Source organism: Acidovorax benzenivorans (assembly GCF_028680575.1).
In the GTDB taxonomy this organism is placed as follows: domain Bacteria; phylum Pseudomonadota; class Gammaproteobacteria; order Burkholderiales; family Burkholderiaceae_C; genus Acidovorax; species Acidovorax benzenivorans.
The window spans coordinates 359,860-378,075 of record NZ_JAPCKI010000001.1; the positions used below are offsets into that span (position 1 = coordinate 359,860).

At 66.6% G+C, this 18,216-nt stretch carries 17 protein-coding genes and 1 riboswitch; of the genes, 12 read left to right on the top strand and 5 right to left on the bottom strand.

Annotated elements, in window-relative coordinates:
• Positions 1–112: 112 nt before the first annotated feature.
• Complete coding sequence (locus OIN59_RS01695) at positions 113–2,098, bottom strand: monovalent cation:proton antiporter family protein (protein ID WP_274106500.1); 1,986 nt, start codon at positions 2,096–2,098, stop codon at positions 113–115.
• A gap of 125 nt (positions 2,099–2,223) precedes the next feature.
• Between OIN59_RS01695 and OIN59_RS01700 the strand changes: the two genes are divergently transcribed.
• From OIN59_RS01700 to OIN59_RS01715, 4 genes are all read left to right on the top strand, one after another.
• On the top strand, positions 2,224–3,225 hold the full coding sequence (locus OIN59_RS01700) for a KpsF/GutQ family sugar-phosphate isomerase (protein ID WP_274106502.1): 1,002 nt from the start codon (positions 2,224–2,226) through the stop codon (positions 3,223–3,225).
• Between the two features lie 111 nt (positions 3,226–3,336).
• On the top strand, positions 3,337–3,897 hold the full coding sequence (locus tag OIN59_RS01705) for a KdsC family phosphatase (protein WP_274106504.1): 561 nt from the start codon (positions 3,337–3,339) through the stop codon (positions 3,895–3,897).
• The gene (lptC, locus tag OIN59_RS01710) at positions 3,894–4,514 is read left to right on the top strand and encodes an LPS export ABC transporter periplasmic protein LptC (RefSeq protein WP_274106506.1); all 621 of its coding nucleotides are present in this window, start codon (positions 3,894–3,896) and stop codon (positions 4,512–4,514) included. The genes OIN59_RS01705 and lptC overlap by 4 nt, the downstream gene beginning before the upstream one ends.
• A 43-nt stretch (positions 4,515–4,557) precedes the next feature.
• Entirely contained in the window at positions 4,558–5,340 is a 783-nt protein-coding gene (locus OIN59_RS01715) for an SDR family oxidoreductase (protein ID WP_274106507.1), read from the top strand.
• A gap of 107 nt (positions 5,341–5,447) precedes the next feature.
• Here the strand turns inward: OIN59_RS01715 and OIN59_RS01720 are convergent, their stop codons facing one another.
• Positions 5,448–6,017, bottom strand: coding sequence for an RNA recognition motif domain-containing protein (locus OIN59_RS01720; protein WP_274106509.1), 570 nt, complete (start codon positions 6,015–6,017; stop codon positions 5,448–5,450).
• A gap of 271 nt (positions 6,018–6,288) precedes the next feature.
• On the bottom strand, positions 6,289–6,672 hold the full coding sequence (locus OIN59_RS01725; RefSeq protein WP_056056787.1) for an RNA recognition motif domain-containing protein: 384 nt from the start codon (positions 6,670–6,672) through the stop codon (positions 6,289–6,291).
• 245 nt (positions 6,673–6,917) lie between these two features.
• Positions 6,918–7,110, top strand: a riboswitch (yybP-ykoY riboswitch).
• Positions 7,111–7,119: 9 nt separating this feature from the next.
• Between OIN59_RS01725 and OIN59_RS01730 the strand changes: the two genes are divergently transcribed.
• The 4 genes from OIN59_RS01730 (at position 7,120) to OIN59_RS01745 (ending at position 10,872) form a co-directional block, all read left to right on the top strand.
• Positions 7,120–7,686 carry a TMEM165/GDT1 family protein gene (locus OIN59_RS01730; protein WP_274106512.1) on the top strand — a complete coding sequence of 189 codons (567 nt, stop codon included), beginning with the start codon at positions 7,120–7,122 and terminating at the stop codon, positions 7,684–7,686.
• A gap of 245 nt (positions 7,687–7,931) precedes the next feature.
• On the top strand, positions 7,932–9,062 hold the full coding sequence (gene metX / locus OIN59_RS01735) for a homoserine O-succinyltransferase MetX (protein ID WP_274106514.1): 1,131 nt from the start codon (positions 7,932–7,934) through the stop codon (positions 9,060–9,062).
• Entirely contained in the window at positions 9,059–9,643 is a 585-nt protein-coding gene (gene metW / locus OIN59_RS01740; protein WP_274106516.1) for a methionine biosynthesis protein MetW, read from the top strand. The genes metX and metW overlap by 4 nt, the downstream gene beginning before the upstream one ends.
• A gap of 83 nt (positions 9,644–9,726) precedes the next feature.
• Positions 9,727–10,872, top strand: a complete 1,146-nt coding sequence (locus OIN59_RS01745) for a glycerophosphodiester phosphodiesterase (RefSeq protein WP_274106518.1) — start codon at positions 9,727–9,729, stop codon at positions 10,870–10,872.
• On the opposite strand, the gene OIN59_RS01750 is transcribed toward OIN59_RS01745, so the two are convergent.
• Together OIN59_RS01750 and OIN59_RS01755 are read right to left on the bottom strand one after the other, a co-directional pair.
• Positions 10,841–11,491 carry an NAD(P)H-dependent oxidoreductase gene (locus tag OIN59_RS01750; RefSeq protein WP_274106520.1) on the bottom strand — a complete coding sequence of 217 codons (651 nt, stop codon included), beginning with the start codon at positions 11,489–11,491 and terminating at the stop codon, positions 10,841–10,843. The two genes, OIN59_RS01745 and OIN59_RS01750, sit on opposite strands and share 32 nt — an antisense overlap.
• A 76-nt stretch (positions 11,492–11,567) precedes the next feature.
• Positions 11,568–12,044, bottom strand: a complete 477-nt coding sequence (locus OIN59_RS01755; RefSeq protein ID WP_274106522.1) for a MerR family transcriptional regulator — start codon at positions 12,042–12,044, stop codon at positions 11,568–11,570.
• A 164-nt stretch (positions 12,045–12,208) separates the two neighbouring features.
• Here OIN59_RS01755 and OIN59_RS01760 point away from each other — a divergent pair, with 164 nt between their 5' ends.
• The 4 genes from OIN59_RS01760 (at position 12,209) to OIN59_RS01775 (ending at position 18,216) form a co-directional block, all read left to right on the top strand.
• Positions 12,209–13,030, top strand: a complete 822-nt coding sequence (locus OIN59_RS01760; RefSeq protein WP_274106524.1) for a hydroxypyruvate isomerase family protein — start codon at positions 12,209–12,211, stop codon at positions 13,028–13,030.
• A gap of 231 nt (positions 13,031–13,261) precedes the next feature.
• Positions 13,262–15,325 carry a methyl-accepting chemotaxis protein gene (locus OIN59_RS01765; RefSeq protein WP_274106526.1) on the top strand — a complete coding sequence of 688 codons (2,064 nt, stop codon included), beginning with the start codon at positions 13,262–13,264 and terminating at the stop codon, positions 15,323–15,325.
• A 112-nt stretch (positions 15,326–15,437) separates the two neighbouring features.
• Positions 15,438–16,664 carry a GGDEF domain-containing protein gene (locus tag OIN59_RS01770; RefSeq protein ID WP_274106528.1) on the top strand — a complete coding sequence of 409 codons (1,227 nt, stop codon included), beginning with the start codon at positions 15,438–15,440 and terminating at the stop codon, positions 16,662–16,664.
• Between the two features lie 70 nt (positions 16,665–16,734).
• The gene (locus OIN59_RS01775; RefSeq protein ID WP_274106530.1) at positions 16,735–18,216 is read left to right on the top strand and encodes a M20 family metallopeptidase; all 1,482 of its coding nucleotides are present in this window, start codon (positions 16,735–16,737) and stop codon (positions 18,214–18,216) included.

An 18,216-nucleotide genomic window follows, 5' to 3' on the forward strand; every position in this document is an offset into this window, starting at 1 on the left:
ACTTGCGCTACAGGCCAATTTCACTTAGATCCTGGCGAAAATCCAATACAACGGGCGCGTCCTGCGCCAGGAATGCCAAGCGAGGGCCGCCCCGCCGCCGCTCAGGAGGGGGTCACCCCTTCAATAGCTTGTCTTCCGCCAGCGCCAGGGCTGCCGGGTGCCCGGACAGCACCAGCGTGTCGCCTTCGGCCAGCAGCGCGTCGTCCACGGCCGCGCTCACATGGCCATTGCCGCGCCGCAGGTTCACCACACGCACGCCCATCGCAGGCAGGGCCAGGTAGCCCAGGCTGCGGCCCAGGGCGCTGGAGCCCGGTGGCAGGTTGATGGTGGACAGGCGCTCCTGGTCGCGTTCGTTCACCGTGTCGTCGTCCGCGCCATGGAAGTAGCCGCGCAGCAGGTTGTAGCGCGCATCGCGCTGGTCTTGCACCAGCCGCAGCACCCGGCGCATGGGCACGCCCACCAGGGCCAGCGCATGGCTGGCCAGCATCAGCGATCCTTCGATGGCCTCGGGCACCACCTCGGTCGCACCGGCTTCCTGCAGCTTGTCGAGGTACAGGTCGTCCTGCGTGCGCACCACCACGGGCACCTGCGGCGCGTGTGATCGGGCGTTGGCCAGCACCTTCAGCGCGGCGGGCACGTCGATGTAGGTCACGGCCACGGCGCTGGCGCGCACCAGGCCGGCGGCCATCAGGGCCTGCAGGCGGGTGGCGTCGCCGTACACCACTGAGTCGCCCGCCGCCGCCGCCTGGCGCACACGGTCCGGGTCCAGATCCAGCGCCATGTAGGGGATGCCCTCGTGCTCCAGCATGCGCGCCAGGTTCTGGCCGCAACGGCCATAGCCGCAGATGATCACGTGTTTGCTGGTGTTGATGGACTTGCGCGCAATCGATGTCATCTGCAACGACTGCTGCAACCAGTCGCTGGCCACCAGCTTCATCACGATGCGGTTGCTGTACATGATAAGGAACGGCGTGGCCAGCATGGACAGCACCATGGCCGCGAGGATGGGGTTCATCAGCGCCGGCTGCACCAGGCCGTTGCCCTGTGTGAGCGACAGCAGCACAAAACCGAACTCGCCCGCCTGCGCCAGGTACAGCCCCGTGCGCAGCGCCACGCCCGTGGTGGCGCCCATGCCACGCGCCAGCACCAGGATGATCACCAGCTTGAGCACCAGTGGCACCACCAGCAGCGCCAGCACCAGCGCCCAGCGGTCCACCAGGATGTGCCAGTCCAGCATCATGCCGATGGTGATGAAGAACAGCCCCAGCAGCACGTCGTGGAAGGGCCGGATATCTGTGCCCACCTGGTGCTTGTACTCCGTCTCGGACACCAGCACCCCGGCGATGAACGCTCCCAGCGCCAGGCTCAGGCCCGCTACCTCGGTCAGCCAGGCCAGGCCCAGCGTGATCAGCAGCAGGTTCAGCATGAACAGCTCGTCGCTCTTGCGCCGCGCGACCAGCGTGAGCCACCAGCGCATCAGCCGCTGCCCACCCGTGAGCAGCAGGCCCACCAGCACCGTGGCCTTGATCAGCGCCCAGCCCAGCGAGGTCAGCAACTGGTCGGGCGACGATCCCAGCGCCGGAATCAGCACCAGCAGCGGCACCACCGCCAGGTCCTGGAACAGCAAGATGCCCATCACCCGTCGGCCGTGTTCACTCTCCAGCTCGGCCCGTTCGGCCATGAGCTTGACGACAATCGCCGTGCTGCTCATGGCCATCACGCCCGACAGCGCCAGCGCCGTCTGCCAGCCCATGTCCCACACCCCACCCGCCCAGCGCGACAGAACCAGCGCCAGGCCGGACACGATGGCCATGGTCAGCACCACCTGCATCAGCCCCAGGCCAAACACCTGCTTGCGCATGGCGCGCAGCTTGGGCAGGCTGAACTCCAGCCCGATGGCAAACATCAAGAACACCACTCCAAACTCGCCCAGGTGGCGCACGCCCTCGGAGTTTTGCGTCAGCGCCAGCGCATGCGGGCCAATGAGCACCCCGGCGGCCAGGTAGCCCAGCATGGGCGGCAGCTTGAGGCTGCGACAGGTCACCACGCCCAGCACCGCGGCCAGCAGGTAAAGCAGTGTGAGGGCGAGAGAAGACATGGGTTCGATGCTATCCGAGCCGGGTGGGCCGGACACGGCCTTTTCTGCCCGGATGCACGGACCGTGCCAATGGACTTGGCAAGCGCGATGGCCCGGCGGGCATGCCCGGTCGATAGAATCCCTGCATGACTCCCGCCCCCGCCGCGCTGCCCCCCTTTGATGCTGATCAGGCCCTGCGCCTGGCCCGCGAGACCTTCCACATCGAGGTGGAAGCCCTGAACGGCCTGGCGGCTCGCGTGGATGGTGTGTTCGCCCAGGCGGTGTTGATGGTGCTGCAGGCCCGGGGCCGCGTGGTGGTGATGGGCATGGGCAAAAGTGGCCATGTAGGTCGCAAGATCGCCGCCACCCTGGCCTCCACCGGCACCCCCGCCTTTTTCGTGCACCCCGCAGAAGCCAGCCACGGCGACCTGGGCATGGTCACTGGCGACGACCTGGTGCTGGCCATTTCCAACAGCGGCGAAAGCGGCGAACTCACGGCCATCCTGCCGGTGCTGAGGCGCCTGGGCGCTCCGATGATCGCCATGACGGGCGGCCTGCAGTCCACCCTGGCGCGCCACGCCGACCTGGTGCTCGACTGCAGCGTGGAGCGCGAAGCCTGCCCGCTGAACCTGGCACCCACCGCCAGCACCACGGCCCAACTGGCCATGGGTGACGCACTGGCCGTGGCCCTGCTGGACGCCCGGGGCTTCCGTCCCGAAGACTTTGCCCGCTCGCACCCCGGCGGTGCGCTGGGCCGCAAGCTGCTCACCCATGTGAGCGACGTGATGCGCTCGGGCGCCGAGGTGCCGTGTGTGGCCCCCGATGCCTCGTTCAGCGACCTCATGCGCGAGATGAGCGCCAAGGGCCTGGGCGCCTCGGCCATCGTGGACGCTGCCGGGCAGGTGCTGGGCATCTTCACCGACGGTGACCTGCGCCGCCGCATCGAGGCCGGGGCGGACCTGCGGTCCACCACCGCCGCCCAGGTCATGCACGACAACCCGCGCCGCATTGCCCCCGATGCACTGGCCGTGGACGCCGCCGAAATGATGGAGGCACACGCCATCACCAGCGTGCTGGTGGTGGACGCCGCAGGCGCCCTGGTGGGTGTGGTCCACATTGGCGACCTGATGCGCGCAAAAGTCATATGACCCCCCTGAGTCGCTTCGCGCCTTCCCCCCAAGGGGGACGCACCCCCTGGCCCGGCGAAGCCGGTTCCACGGGTGCACTCGCTTTGGCCGTGCCTGTTCAAACGCTGTGTAATGACCTCTGACGCAACCTTTCCCGTGCTGCAATTCCCCCCCGAGCTGCTGCTGCGCGCCCAGGGCGTGCGCGTGGCCTTTTTCGACGTGGACGGCGTGCTCACCGATGGGGGCCTGTACTTCAGCGAAACGGGCGAGACCATCAAGCGCTTCAACACCCTGGACGGGCACGGCCTCAAGCTGCTGCAAAAGGCGGGCATCACCCCTGCCGTGATCACCGGCCGCGACTCTGCGCCGCTGCGCGTGCGCCTGAAGGCTTTGGGCGTCGAGCACGCCGTGTTTGGCACCGAAGACAAGCGCCCCGCCGCCGAGCAGATTCTTGCCACCTTGGGCCTGACCTGGGCGCAGGCGGCGGCCATGGGGGACGACTGGCCCGACCTGCCCGTGATGCGCCGCAGCGCCTTTGCGTGTGCGCCTGCCAACGCCCAGACCGAGGTGCGCCACGCGGCCCATTTCGTCACCCAGGCGCGCGGGGGCGACGGTGCGGCGCGCGAGCTGTGCGACTTGCTGCTCGTGGCCACGGGGCGCTATGCGGCGCTGCTGGCGGACTACACCGCATGATCCGCGTGATCCGACAGGGCTGGGACCAGCTCTCGATCTACCTGCCCGTGGTGCTGATGGGCCTGCTGGCCCTGGGCACTTGGTGGCTGGTGCGCAATGCGCCCATGCCCCAGTTGCCCGCGATTGACCGGCCCGTGCACCACCAGCCGGACTATTTCATGAGGTCCTTCTCGGTGAAGACGTTCGACGCCACGGGCCGCCTGCAAAGCGAGGTGCAGGGCGACGAGGCGCGCCATTACCCCGACACGGACACGCTGGAGATCGACCAGGTCCGCATGCGCTCGGTGGGCCTGGATGGCCGCGTCACCGTGGCCACGGCCAACCGGGCCCTGAGCAACGCCGACGGCTCGGAAGTGCAGTTGTTTGGCAACGCCATCGTCACCCGTGAGCCCCTGCCCGCCAAACCGGGGGCGGTGGCGCAGCCCCGCATGGAGTTCCGGGGTGAGTTTCTGCATGCCTTCACCAACACCGAGCGTGTGCGGTCCGACCAGCCCGTCACGCTCACCCGGGGCAACGACCGGTTTACCGCCGACAACATGGATTACGACAACCTTGACCAGTTGCTGCAATTGCGCGGGCGGGTGCGCGGCATGATCCTGCCGGGCACCACCCGGTAGCCCGCCGCTCCATCCTGCCTCGCCGCCCACTGCCGGAACGCACATGACCACTCCCCTTGTTTTCATCACCGGCGCATCCAGCGGCATCGGCCAGGCCCTGGCCCACCGCTACCACCGCGCAGGGTATCGCCTGGCATTGGTGGCGCGGCGCACGTCCGAGGTCAAAACATGGGCAAGTGCCCAAGGAATAAGTCCAGAATGCTATGAAATTTATAGTGCCGATGTCTCGGTGACCGACAGCATCGTGGCTGCGGGGCGCGAATGCATCGCACGCCAGGGTGTGCCGGACGTGGTCATTGCCAACGCCGGCATCAGCGTAGGCATGGACACAGCCGTGCGCGACGACATCGACGTCATGGCCCGCACCTTTGCCACCAACAACATCGGCATGGCGGCCACCTTCCAGCCGTTTGTCGACGCCATGGTGCAGCGCGGCAGCGGCACCCTGGTAGGCATCGGCAGCGTGGCGGGCATCCGGGGCCTGCCCGGCCATGGTGCCTATTGCGCCAGTAAGGCGGCGGTTATCAGCTACTGCGAAAGCCTGCGGGGTGAGTTGCGCCCCCACGGCGTGCGCGTGGTGACGGTCTCGCCGGGCTACATCGACACACCCCTCACGCAGCAGAACCGCTACAGCATGCCATTTCTGATGCAGCCGGTCGATTTTGCAGACCGGGCGTTCCGGACCATTCAGGCGGGCGTGAGCTACCGGGTCATCCCCTGGCAGATGGGCGTGGTCGCCAAACTGCTGCGCATGCTGCCCAACCCACTGTTTGATAAGCTGCTGGCAGGCCGCCCGCGAAAGCGCCGCCAGACCGAAGTGCAGTGAGGGCGGCACCCTGGCCGGTAGGGGCGCGGTCAACCACTCCACCGGAATCCGGCCAACCATGAAAAAAGCCCCCGAAGGGGCCTTTTGACAGAAAGAGCTGTTGGGGTTCAGTAGCCGCTGTTGCCGCCGCCACCATAGCCACCACCGCCGCCATTGCGGCCGCCGCCCCCACCACCACCGTTGCGCGAGCCTGAGCCGTACGGGCTGCGGAAGCCGCCTTCGCTGCGGCCACCGCCGCCATAGCCACCGCCACCACCACCACCTTCGCGGCCGCCGCCGTAACCACCACCGCCGCCGCCCTCGCGGCCACCACCATAGCCACCGCCGCCTTCACGGCCGCCGCCATATCCGCCACCACCACTGCGGCCACCGCCGCCGTAGCCGCCACCACCGCCGCCGCCAAAACCGCCACTGCGGGGTGGGCGAGGTTCCATGGGACGGGCTTCGTTGACAACGATGCTGCGGCCCCCCAGGGGTTGGCCGTTCATGCCGTTGATAGCGGCCTGGGCTTCTGCGTCGCTGCCCATTTCCACAAAGCCAAAGCCTTTGGAGCGACCCGTGTCGCGCTCCATCATGACCTTGGCGCTGGTCACGGCACCGAACTGGCCAAAGGCCTGCTCCAGATCACCGTCGCGCACCGAGTAAGGCAGGTTGCCGACGTACAGTTTGTTGCCCATCGAGGGACTCCTCAAAAACACATGGATAAAGCGATGGAGTCCCCAAAACGCAGCCAGCTAATCTCAATGACGCTCTCAGCGCGAAACTGACGGATCACCGCAAACTTGAAATGCGGGCCAAACCCGCCAGACCATTATGCGCCACACTTTTGCAGAAAAAGCAAGCGGCTTTGCGTGCTGTGGTGCCCATGCCGCGCCAGAACGCAAAAAGGAGCCCGAAGGCTCCTTTTTTTGCCGTCAGCAGACCCTGAGGACTGCCGATGAGGACTTTTTAGTAGCTGCTACGGCCACCGCCGTAACCACCACCGCCGCCACCGCCGTAGCCGCCGCCACCGCTACGGCCACCGCCGTAACCGCCGCCGCCGCCATTGCCGCCACCGAAGCCACCGCTACGGGGAGCGCGGGGCTCCATAGGACGGGCTTCGTTGACCACGAGGTCACGGCCGCCGAAGTTTTGACCATGCACGCCTTGGATGGCGGCTTGGGCTTCAGCATCGCTACCCATTTCGACAAAGCCGAAACCCTTGGAACGGCCGGTGTCACGTTCCATCATGACCTTGGCGCTGCCAACCGAGCCGTACTGGCTGAAGGTCTGCTGCAGATCTTCGTCGCGGAAAGAGTAGGGCAGGTTGCCCACGTAAAGTTTGTTGCCCATGAAGGACTCCTGAAAAAACACAAAAACGCGATGGAGCCCGACGCAATCAACAAACCTGTGACGACTTCAAAGACGCGAAACTGACCATTCACCGCTAAGCTAACTGCCCCTCTGCAAGCAGAAAAGCGAATCCATTATTAATCACTTTATGGGGCTCGTGGGGTTTTATTTCTGGGCAGATGGGCTCAAAACGCCGAGTTCGCGTGGTTTTTCGGTGAATCCCAGGGCAAACCACAGGGTAAAATGCCAGAGTCTTTGGGGAGTAGCCCGCCCGGCCGCGCAATGCGCCGGGGGCATGCGTCAACACACTTGGGTTCTTTGAAACCTATGGCGTATGCGGCTTTTGAGCTGGGCGAGACCATTGACTGCAAACCGATCCACATGGCCGGAGTCGGGGTGCAGTCAATGCGTTTTCCACCCATCCGGCCGGATAGGACCCCCTCCCCCATGGAAGCCTTCTTCATTTCTACCGCCATCGTGGCGCTCGCCGAGATGGGCGACAAGACGCAGCTGCTGGCGCTGGTGCTGGCGGCACGCTTTCGCAAACCCTGGCCCATCGTGCTGGGCATTCTGGTTGCCACACTGGTCAACCACGGCCTGGCTGGCGCTGTGGGTGCCTGGGTAACTACCTTCCTGGGCCCCCAGGTGCTGCGCTGGATCCTGGGCGCATCGTTCATCGCCATGGCGGTCTGGATGCTGATCCCCGACAAGCTCGACGAAGGCGAAGCCGACGGATCGCCACGCTGGGGGGTGTTTGGCACCACCGTGGTCGCGTTCTTCCTGGCCGAGATGGGCGACAAGACCCAGATCGCCACCGTCATGCTGGCGGCCAAATACAACGCTTACCTCTGGGTGGTGGCGGGCACCACGCTGGGCATGATGCTGGCCAATGCGCCGGTGGTCTGGCTGGGCGAGCGCATCACACGCAAGGTGCCCATTCGCGCCGTGCATCTGGTGTCGGCCGTGATCTTTCTGGTGCTGGGGCTGCTGGCGATTTTTTCGTCTGCGGGCTGACCCGATCGACGCGACGGGCTGGGCGACGCGGCGCGGCTTTGGTATATTTGCCGAACGCGCCGATTTGCCACAGCTTGCGGGCGCTTTATAAATTCTGCTAAAGACCCGTCCGACACACCTGCCCGGCCTCGTTTTTAGCGACGCCGGGTATTTTTTTGCCGTGGGCCTGCCCCCAGCAACAGCGGCTCACCAGGGAGCTACGGCGTGCGCAAGCGGTGGAACGTGAGGGCTTACCAGTTCCAACTATGTCGTTCATCGCCACACCCCAGTCCATGCATTTCCCGGATGCGCTGCCGCTACAAAGCGGCGCGTCCATCCGCGACTACCACTTGGCCTACGAGACCTACGGCACGCTCAATGCCGACCGCTCCAATGCCGTGCTCGTGTGTCACGCTCTCAATGCCTCGCACCACGTAGCAGGTGTTTACGCCGGGCAGGACAAGAGCGAGGGCTGGTGGGACAACATGATCGGCCCCGGCAAACCCGTGGACACCGACCGCTTCTTCGTCATCGGCGTGAACAACCTGGGCTCTTGTTTTGGCTCCACCGGCCCCATGCACCACCACCCCGACACGGGCGAGGTCTATGGCGCGGACTTCCCCGTGGTCACGGTGGAAGACTGGGTCAACGCCCAGGCCCGCTTGCTCGACCGCCTGGGCATCCAGCAACTGGCGGCTGTGCTGGGTGGCAGCCTGGGCGGCATGCAGGCCCTCAGCTGGACGCTGCAGTACCCTGACCGCATGCGCCACGCGGTGGTGGTGGCCAGCGCCCCCAACCTCACGGCCGAAAACATTGCCTTCAACGAGGTCGCCCGCCGCGCCATCGTGACTGACCCGGACTTCCACGGCGGTCACTTCTACCGCCATGGCGTGATCCCCAAGCGCGGCCTGCGCATCGCTCGCATGATCGGCCACATCACGTACCTCAGCGACGACGTGATGAACGAAAAATTCGGCAGGCAACTGCGCGAGGGCCTGGAGCTGAAATACAGCACGCAAGACATCGAGTTCCAGATCGAAAGCTACCTGCGCTACCAGGGCGACAAGTTCAGCGACTACTTCGACGCCAACACCTACCTGCTGATCACCCGCGCGCTCGACTACTTCGACCCCGCGCGCACCCATGCCGGCAACCTCGCGCGGGCCCTGGCCCGGGCGCAGGCCAGGTTCCTGCTGGTGAGCTTCACCACCGACTGGCGCTTCTCACCCAAGCGCAGCCGCGAGATCGTGAAGGCCCTGCTCGACAACCGCCGCAGCGTGAGCTACGCCGAGATCGACGCGCCCCACGGGCACGATGCCTTTTTGCTCGATGACGCCCGGTACATGGGCGTCATGCGCTCTTACTTCGATAGCATTGGCAAGGAGTTGCAACCATGACCGAAAAATCGGCGATGCAAGCCCTGGCGCGCCTGGTGCCCCCCGGCTCGCGTGTGCTCGACCTGGGATGTGGCAACGGCGCCATGCTCGACTACCTGCAGCGTGAACGCGGCTGCAGCGGCTACGGCGTGGAGATTGATGATGCCAACGTGCTGGCCTGCGTGCAGCGCGGCGTGGATGTGATCCAGCTCAACCTCGACGAGGGGCTGGCCATGTTCGACGACAACAGCTTTGATGTGGTGCTGCAGATCGACACGCTGCAACACCTGCGCAATGCCGAAACCATGCTGCGCGAGACGGCGCGTGTGGGCCGCACCGGCGTGGTGGCCTTCCCCAACTTTGCGCACTGGCCCAACCGGCTGTCCATCCTGCGCGGGCGCATGCCCGTCACTCGGCGCTTGCCCTACCAGTGGTACGACACGCCCAACATCCGCGTGGGCACCTACAAGGACTTCGAGGTGCTGGCCACCAAGAACAGCCTGCGCATCCTGGATTCTTTTGGTTTGCAGGACGGGCAAGAGGTGCGTTGGCTGCCCAATGCGCGGGCGGGCACGGCCGTCTTTCACTTCGAACACGCATAGCGCTTACTGGCGCATACGCCCCGGCGACACGCCTCTGTCAACCGCATCGGCTAAGGTGCAGGCTCCGTTTGTAGGAGACCCGCATGAAACGCATTGCACTGCGCGCCGTGACTGCTGCCGCGCTGCTCACTACCTGGGCGCTGGGCGCCGTGGCCCAGGCCTGGCCACCCATCCCCACCGTCATCGCCCACCGGGGCGCATCGGCCCTGCGGCCCGAGCACACGCTGGCTGCCTACCAGCAGGCCATTGACGATGGCGCCGACATCATCGAACCCGACCTGGTCATCACCAAGGACGGTGTGCTGGTGGCCCGGCACGAGAACGCCATCGCCATTCTGAACACCGATGGCTCCGTGAAAGAAGCCACCACCGACGTGGTGGACCGCCCCGAGTTCGCGGGCCGCAAAACCACCAAGACCATCGACGGCAAACCCATCACCGGCTGGTTCACCGAAGACTTCACGCTGGCCGAGCTGAAAACCCTGCGCGCCCGCGAGCGCATCCCCGCGCAGCGCCCCGCCAACGTGGCCTACAACGGCCAGTTCGAGGTGCCCACCCTGCAGGAGGTGATCGACCTGGCCAAGGCGGCCACAGCCAAGACCGGTCGCACCATTGGCATCTACCCCGAGACCAAACACCCCACCTATTTCCAGTCCATCGGCCAGCCGCTGGAGGCACCACTGCTGGCCGTGCTGGAGAAAAACGGCTGGAACCACAAGGACGCGCCCGTGTTCGTGCAGTCGTTCGAGGTGGCTAACTTGCAGGCGATCCGCAAGCTCAGCAGCGTGCGCCTGGTGCAACTGGTGGCCCCTTCGGGCCGGCCGTATGACTTTGTGGCGCAGGGCGCGGCCAACACGCGCGGCTATGCCGACCTGATCACGCCTGAGGGCCTGAAGCAGGTGGCCACCTATGCCAATGCCATCGGCCCTTTCAAGACGCTGGTGGTGCCGGTGAAGGACGGTGTGCCCGGCGAGCCCACGCCGCTGGTCGCACAGGCCCATGCCGCCGGGCTGGCCGTGCACATCTGGACGCTGCGGCCCGAAAACGCCTTCCTGCCCGCCAGCTTGAAAAAGGCGCCCACCGCCGACGGCATCGTGCGCGGCGATAGCGTGGCCGAGATCACGGCCTACCTGCGCGCGGGCATTGACGGCTTCTTCACCGACGACTCGGCGGTGGGCCGTGTCGCAGTGCAGGCCTTCACTGGGAAGGCGATGACGGCGACGAAGTAGCTGGCGCCAGGCACGGCTTGCCCGTTGCGGCGCGTGCCCCCTGGCGCAACCCCAGCTGCCGTGCCTTTTCCACCCACAGCGCTAGCCGCTCGGTGCTGGCGGTGCGCACAGGGCCAAAGCTGCGCACCCGCACGGGCCGTATGCCGCAGAACTCCAGGATGGCCTTCTTCATCTGGTGGTGCCCCGGCATGCGCGTGACCCAGCGGAAGTACCAAGGCGGCGAGTCCATGGTCACCAGCAGCTCGGCCGAACGTCCTGCCAGCAACTTGTCCCACAGCGATGAGCCCTTGCGGTACTTGAACGCGTAGCCGGGCAGGAATGTGCGGTCGATAAAACCCTTGAGCAGCGCGGGCATGGCGCCCCACCAGATGGGGTACACCCACACCAGGTGGTGCGCCCAGGTGATGTCGGCCTGCGCGGTTAGCAGGTCGGGTTCCAGCGGCTGGGTAGCGCCATAGCCCTGAAACAGAGGGTTGAAGGCGAGCTGACCCAGGTCCAGAAAGCGCACCTGCGCCCCAGCGTGCCGGGCGCCCTCGGCATAGGCACGTGCCATGCCCGCGCACAGGCTCTCGGCGGTGGGGTGGCCCAGGATGACCAGAATGTTGTGTTGTTCTGCCACAGACGCTCCATCTCGGTGTTGTTGATGGCGCCATGGTCACCTTGTCCCACGGGGCAGAGTCAAGCGGTCGGGTCAATCAAGGGTGGCCGAACCCGGTGGCACCCGCCGTGGTGGTGGCAACAAATTGCGCGGGGTTGTGGGCTGGGGGCGCCACCGCCAGGGCCAGCGCAGAAGGCGCTGCGCAGGCCTCGGGCGCCACGGGTACGGCCAGCGTGTCGCAGGTGTGCAGCTCGGCTTCCAGCAGGGCCAGTTGTGCGTCCAGCGCGGCCAGGCGCGTCAGCTCCTGCGCTACGGCGGCCCGCCGCCCGGCCACCAACTGCGCCATGCGGTCCCAGCCAGCGGCGGTGTCGATGTGGGGCAAGCCGTCCAGCTCCGACAGCCGAAAGCCGAGCGCCTGGGCCCGGCGGATCAGCAACACGCGCGCTACATCGGCCTCGCCATAGTGGCGGTAGCTGCCCGCGCGTGCCACCGTGCCCAGCAGACCTCGCGACTCATACAGCCGGATGGCCTTGGGCGTGGTGCTGGTGCAGTGGGCGAGTTCTCCGATGCGCATGGTGTGATTTTGAATGAGTGCTATTAAATATATAGCTTCAAAGGTATATAAAACGGGCGCTAGAGGCGGATTTGGCATCAATCCTGACCCAGCGGCGCCTTGGGCTCGGTGGCTACACGATAAGCTGCGGCGCTTTGACGTTGCCTCTTCCAGCTGCCCCGCCCATGCCCCAGTTTGCCGCCAACCTGAGCCTGATGTACACCGAGCTGTCGTTGCTTGACCGTTTTGCCGCTGCGGCACGCGACGGGTTTCGGGCGGTGGAGCTGCACTTCCCCTACGCCTTCGACCCCCGCGAGATCGCTGTCCGGCTGCAGGACAACGGCTTGCAGCTGGTGCTGCTCAACGCCCCGGCGGGCGGTACTGACCCTGCCGACATGGCCCATGCCTGGGCGCAGGGCGCACGCGGCCTGGCCGCACAGCCGGGGCGGGAGGAGGAGTTCCGCGCCGGGGTGCTGGAGGCCTTGCGATATGCCGAGCTGCTGCGCTGCCCCGCCATCCACGTGCTGTGCGGCACCGTGCCGCCGGGCGTGGAGCGCGAATCGCTCAAGGACCTGTGTGTGGGCAACCTGCGCTGGGCTGCGGACCAGGCCGGGCGCGCGGGGTGCGACATCCTCATCGAGCCCACCAACCTGCGCGATGTGCCGCGTTATTTCCTGAACCGGCAAGACCACGCGCACGAGCTGCTCGATGCCGCGCAAGCCAACAACCTGAAGGTGTTGATGGACCTGTACCACTGCCAGCTGGTGGAAGGCGACCTGCACGGCAAGCTGCAGCGCTACCTGCCCACGGGCCGTGTGGCCCACATCCAGGTGGCAGGCGTGCCCGCACGCCACGAGCCCGACCGGGGCGAGCTGCACTACCCGTTTTTGCTCGACACCATCGACGCTCTGGGCTACTCGGGTTGGGTGGGCTGCGAATACAGCCCGGCGGCGGGGACATCGCAGGGACTGGGCTGGATGAAAGGGGTGACTCCCCGAGTCGTTTAGCGCCTCGGTGGCGCCGCCAGAGGCTATGGCTCTTGTGTGGCGGCTCTGCTGGCTGAGTGCTGCGGCCCATGTGCCGACCGCGTTCAGGTACGCAGCTTTGCGTAAGGGAATGCGTGAATAAATGTAACAAGCCTCTGGACTTAGAGTGAAGAAGCGTGTTCTCGCAGATTGGAGAACGCTTCCCGAGACCGGCTCAGTCGGCTTTTGTATTCATTCCAGGAGACACCCCGCATGCCCGCATCCCTTGCCAACAACCGATCGGTCGCGCGCCAGGTCACGCTGACCGCCATTGCGCTGGTGGCGCTGGTGCTGGTGCTGGTAGGGCTGGCGATTGCCGTGCTGACCGAGCGCAGCACTCGCGCCCAAGTGGTGGCCAGCGTGGGTGACACCGCGCAGAGCGTGGCGCAGTCGCTGGACGCGGCGGACAACACCAACCGCGAGCTGGTGCAGCTGACCATGAAGGGCTTTCAGCGCTACTTCGAAGCCACCATGCAGCTCGACGAGGCCTCGGGCGAGCTGCGCAGCTACGGCGCGCTGGTGAACGAGGACTACGGCTCGGTGGACAAATTCGCCAACGAGACGGGTGGCATCGCCACCGTGTTCGCCAAGAAGGGCGACGACTTTGTGCGCATCACCACCTCGGTCAAGAACGACAAAGGCGAGCGCCAGATGGGCACGCCGCTCGGCCGCACCGACCCGGCCTATGCCACGGTGTCCAAGGGTGAGCCCTACACCGGCGTGACGGTGGTGAACGGCAAGCCCTTCATGGGCCACTACCTGCCCTCCAAGGACGCCTCGGGCAAGGTCATTGCGCTGCTGTTCATTGGCAACGACATCAGCGTGTTCCACGCCATGCTGCAAAAGCAGGTGGCGCAGACGAAGTTCTTCGAGCACGGCGGCACCTACGTGATCAACCCCGGCACCTCGCTGGACCAGGCCGTGTTCGTGTACCACCCCACCGCGCGCGGCAAGCGCGTGCTGGAGGCTTACCCGCAGGCGCGCCCCTTCTTTGAGGCGCTGGCGGCCTCCCAGGACGGCTTTGTGCGCGAGGCGGTGGACGTGCTGGGCGCAGGCGCCGAGAACCCCTGGGCGCTGGTGCGCAAGACCGGCGGCGGCTGGTGGGTGGTGGCCGAGGTGCCAGACGGCGAGGCCATGGCCAGCCAGCGCCGCGTCACGCTGGCCGTGTGGGGCCTGATGGCCGTGGCTGTGGTGCTGCTGGCCATCGGCCTGTTCGTCATGCTGCGCCGGGGCGTGAGCCGCCCGCTGCAGGACCTGACCCAGGCCATCACCCTGGTTGCGCAGGGCGACCTGACCGAGGCCTTCCACACCACGCGGCGCGACGAAATCGGCGCGCTGGTGCAGGAGGTGGAAGGCATGCGCCAGCGCTACACGCAGATGCTGCAGCAGGTGCGCAACGCGGTGGACAGCATCACCACGGCCAGCGCCGAGATTGCCAGCGGCAACCAGGACCTGTCGGCCCGCACCGAGGCCACGGCCAGCAGCCTGGCGCAGACGGCGCAGAGCATGGAGCACCTGACCTCCACCGTGCGCCAGTCGGCCGACGCCGCGCGCCAGGCCAACCAGTTGGCCAGCACCGCCGCTGCCGTGGCCGCACGTGGCGGCCAGGTGGTGGGCGAGGTGGTCACCACCATGGGCGACATCAACCAAAGCTCGCGCAAGATCGCCGACATCATCGGCGTCATCGATTCCATCGCCTTCCAGACCAACATCCTGGCGCTCAACGCGGCGGTGGAAGCTGCCCGCGCGGGTGAACAAGGCCGGGGTTTTGCCGTGGTGGCCAGCGAGGTGCGCAATCTGGCCGGACGCAGCGCCGAGGCTGCACGCGAGATCAAGACGCTGATTGGTGCCTCGGTGGAGCGCGTGGAGTCGGGCGCGCGCCTGGTGCAGAACGCGGGCAGCACCATGGACGAGATCGTGAGCTCGGTCAAACGGGTGGGCGACATCATTGGTGAGATCACGGCGGCATCGAATGAGCAGTCCGACGGCATTGGCCAGGTCAATACCGCCGTCAACCAGCTCGACCAGATGACGCAGCAGAACGCGGCCTTGGTCGAGGAGTCTGCCGCCGCTGCACAGAGCCTGCGCGAGCAGGCCACGCGCCTGGCTGGCGCCGTGCAGGTGTTCAAGCTCTCGCGGTCCGATGACACGGCGGCCAGCGGTGGCCTGGGCTACACCCAGCGGACGGCATTGGCCGCGCCCATGGCGCAAACCGGTGAGGACGAGGGGCAGTACGCGCCCGGTAGCGGCGCCCGGGCGCCCGCCCAGCTGCAATAAGGACCGGATCGAAGGCCTGACAACTGGCGGGGTGGTCATCCGGCGGTTTGCGGTCTGCAGCCCTTGGTTTATGCTGGCCTGATCCCCCCAACCCCCCCGTTTACCTGCACCCATGGCCGCTCATGTCCCCACCATGTTGGCAGTGATCATTGCCAGCTCCCTCATGATGGCGGCCTCCATGGCCGTGGTGGGCTGGGGGCGGCGGCGCGATGGTCTGGGCCGTTGGGCTGCGGCCCTACTGGTCAATGCCATTGGTCACCTGCTGCTCATGCTGCGTGGCTCGATCCCCGATGTGTTGACGATCGTCGTCGCCAACGTCTTTTTGTCCTGCGTGTTCGTGGGAATGATCGCTGCGGTCTACCAGTTCCAGGGGCGGCCCGTGCGCTGGGCGCTGCTGCTGGCACCACCGTTGCTGGTGCTGGTTTTTGTGACTGCGTTCATCGATAGCTTTCCGGCACGGGTGAGTTTTGTGGGGCTGGTCATCGGGCTGCAGGCCGTGTGGGCGCTGCTGGCGGCGCTGTCGCACCGGCATGCCACCGTGGGGCGCGGGCAATGGCTGCTGGTGGCGGGCCTGTCGCTGGAGGCCGTGGTGCTGGGCGGACGTGCGCTGGTGGCCATCAGCACGCACTCCGAGGCCACCCACATCCTGCAAAGCAGCGCGCTGCAGACGCTGACCTTTCTGGCCACCTTCTCGGTGGTGCTCGTCAGCTCGGTGGGTTTTGTGTTCATGTCGCGCGACCGGGCCGACGAAACCAACCGCGTGCTGGCGGCGATGGACCCGCTCACCGGCGTGGCCAACCGCCGCTCACTCATCGCTGCGCTGGACCGCGATGTGGCCCGCGCGCAGCGCATGCGCGAGCCCATGGCGCTGATGATGGTGGACATCGACCACTTCAAGGACGTGAACGACCAGTACGGCCACCCGGCGGGTGACCGCGTGCTGTGCGGCGTGATCAACGTGCTGCGCCAGCGCGTGCGCGCGCAAGACCTGGTGGGCCGCTATGGGGGCGAGGAGTTCATGGTGCTGCTGCCCGACACTGGCCTGGCGGGGGCCGAGCAGCTCGCGCGCGAGCTGTGCAAGGCGGTCGAAGAGTCGCGCTGCCCCGCCGACGGCGTGCCGGGCCCTGGCATCGCTGTCACCGTGAGCATTGGTGTGTTTGGCGGGCGGCTGGAGTCCGGCGACAGCTGGGACATGCTGATCGCCGCCGCCGACCGCGCGCTGTACCAGGCCAAGAACAACGGCCGCAACCGCGTCGAGGTGGCCACAGGCCTGCGCCGCCCCAGCGCCCAGTTGGTGGCCCAGGCCAATCCCGAGACCCTGCCCGAGTCTCTGTATTGATCGATGGCGCCCGGCGGGGGGTTGTGTTGGAATGGCGGATTGACCACCTTCTGCCCTCAGGAGCCCCACCATGAACGCCCGCGTGCCCTCCCAAGTCCTTCAGCCTGAGCTCGCCCTGCAGCGTGTCAGCCAGGCGTGGGACAGCGACATTGTTCGCCAGCTCACCGACTACATCGCCATCCCTGCCAAGTCCCCCACGTTCGCTGCCGACTGGGCCGAACTGGGCCTGCTCGACACCGTGGTGCGCAACGCCGCCGCCTGGGTGGAGTCGCAGAAGGTCGAGGGCCTGACGCTCGAAATCGTGCGCCTCGAAGGCCGCACCCCCGTGCTGTTCTTCGAGATCGCCGCCACCCAGCCCGGCGCGACCGACACCGTGCTCATGTACGGCCACCTGGACAAGCAGCCCGAGTTCTCGGGCTGGCGCAGCGACCTCGGCCCCTGGACGCCCAAGTACGAAGACGGCAAGCTCTACGGCCGGGGTGGCGCCGATGACGGCTACGCGGTGTACGCCAGCATCGCCGCCGTGCAGGAACTCAAGCGCCAGAACGTGCCGCACCCGCGCATCGTGGGCCTGATCGAAACCTGCGAAGAAAGTGGCTCGCGCGACCTGCTGCCCTACATCAATGCGCTCAAGCCCCGCATGGGCAACGTGGCGCTGGTGGTGTGCCTGGACTCGGGCGCCGGCAACTACGACCAGTTGTGGCTCACCACCAGCCTGCGCGGCATGGCCAGCGGCACGCTCAAGGTCGAGATCCTGACCGAGGGCATCCACTCGGGCGACGCCTCGGGCCTGGTGCCCTCGTCCTTTCGCATCATGCGGCAGGTGCTCGACCGCCTGGAAGACAGCGCCACCGGCCGCCTGCTGCCCGCCAGCTTTCATTGCGAGGTGCCCGCCGACCGCCTGGGCCAGGCCCGCGCCACGGCCGCCATCCTGGGCGACGAGGTGTACAAGCGTTTCCCCTGGGCGCACTACGACTGCGGCGGCTCCACCACATTCGCATTGCCCACCACCACCGACCCGCTGCAGGCCCTGCTCAAGCGCACCTGGGAGCCCACGCTCAGCGTCACCGGCGCCGAGGGCTTCCCGGCGCTGCAAGACGCGGGCAACGTGCTGCGCCCCTACACCGCCTTCAAACTCAGCCTGCGCCTGCCCCCGCTGGTGGATGCTGCGCAAGCGGTGCAGGACCTGAAGGCACTGCTGGAAGACAACGCGCCCTACCAGGCCAAGGTCACCTTCCAGAGCGGTGGTGGTGCCACGGGCTGGAACGCACCCGCCACCACGCCGTGGTTCGAGCGGGCGCTCAACGAGGCCTCGCATGCGCACTTTGGCGCGCCCTGCGGCTACATCGGCCAGGGCGGCACCATCCCGCTCATGAACATGCTCAGCGAAGGCTTCCCCACCGCGCAGATGATGGTGTGTGGCGTGCTGGGCCCCAAGAGCAACGCGCATGGCCCCAACGAGTTCTTGCATGTGCCGTATGCCAAGCGCCTCACCGCCTCGGTGGCGCATGTGATGGCCGCCATGGCGAAAAACTCGGGTACAACCCCCTGA

What these genes read in the sequence shown, in the direction of transcription:
- OIN59_RS01695 (WP_274106500.1), bottom strand. Translation starts at nt 2,098, where the DNA reads ATGTCTTCTCTCGCCCTCACACTGCTTTACCTGCTGGCCGCGGTGCTG.
- OIN59_RS01700 (WP_274106502.1), top strand. Translation starts at nt 2,224, where the DNA reads ATGACTCCCGCCCCCGCCGCGCTGCCCCCCTTTGATGCTGATCAGGCC.
- OIN59_RS01705 (WP_274106504.1), top strand. Translation starts at nt 3,337, where the DNA reads ATGACCTCTGACGCAACCTTTCCCGTGCTGCAATTCCCCCCCGAGCTG.
- lptC (WP_274106506.1), top strand. Translation starts at nt 3,894, where the DNA reads ATGATCCGCGTGATCCGACAGGGCTGGGACCAGCTCTCGATCTACCTG.
- OIN59_RS01715 (WP_274106507.1), top strand. Translation starts at nt 4,558, where the DNA reads ATGACCACTCCCCTTGTTTTCATCACCGGCGCATCCAGCGGCATCGGC.
- OIN59_RS01720 (WP_274106509.1), bottom strand. Translation starts at nt 6,017, where the DNA reads ATGGGCAACAAACTGTACGTCGGCAACCTGCCTTACTCGGTGCGCGAC.
- OIN59_RS01725 (WP_056056787.1), bottom strand. Translation starts at nt 6,672, where the DNA reads ATGGGCAACAAACTTTACGTGGGCAACCTGCCCTACTCTTTCCGCGAC.
- OIN59_RS01730 (WP_274106512.1), top strand. Translation starts at nt 7,120, where the DNA reads ATGGAAGCCTTCTTCATTTCTACCGCCATCGTGGCGCTCGCCGAGATG.
- metX (WP_274106514.1), top strand. Translation starts at nt 7,932, where the DNA reads ATGTCGTTCATCGCCACACCCCAGTCCATGCATTTCCCGGATGCGCTG.
- metW (WP_274106516.1), top strand. Translation starts at nt 9,059, where the DNA reads ATGACCGAAAAATCGGCGATGCAAGCCCTGGCGCGCCTGGTGCCCCCC.
- OIN59_RS01745 (WP_274106518.1), top strand. Translation starts at nt 9,727, where the DNA reads ATGAAACGCATTGCACTGCGCGCCGTGACTGCTGCCGCGCTGCTCACT.
- OIN59_RS01755 (WP_274106522.1), bottom strand. Translation starts at nt 12,044, where the DNA reads ATGCGCATCGGAGAACTCGCCCACTGCACCAGCACCACGCCCAAGGCC.
- OIN59_RS01760 (WP_274106524.1), top strand. Translation starts at nt 12,209, where the DNA reads ATGCCCCAGTTTGCCGCCAACCTGAGCCTGATGTACACCGAGCTGTCG.
- OIN59_RS01765 (WP_274106526.1), top strand. Translation starts at nt 13,262, where the DNA reads ATGCCCGCATCCCTTGCCAACAACCGATCGGTCGCGCGCCAGGTCACG.
- OIN59_RS01770 (WP_274106528.1), top strand. Translation starts at nt 15,438, where the DNA reads ATGGCCGCTCATGTCCCCACCATGTTGGCAGTGATCATTGCCAGCTCC.
- OIN59_RS01775 (WP_274106530.1), top strand. Translation starts at nt 16,735, where the DNA reads ATGAACGCCCGCGTGCCCTCCCAAGTCCTTCAGCCTGAGCTCGCCCTG.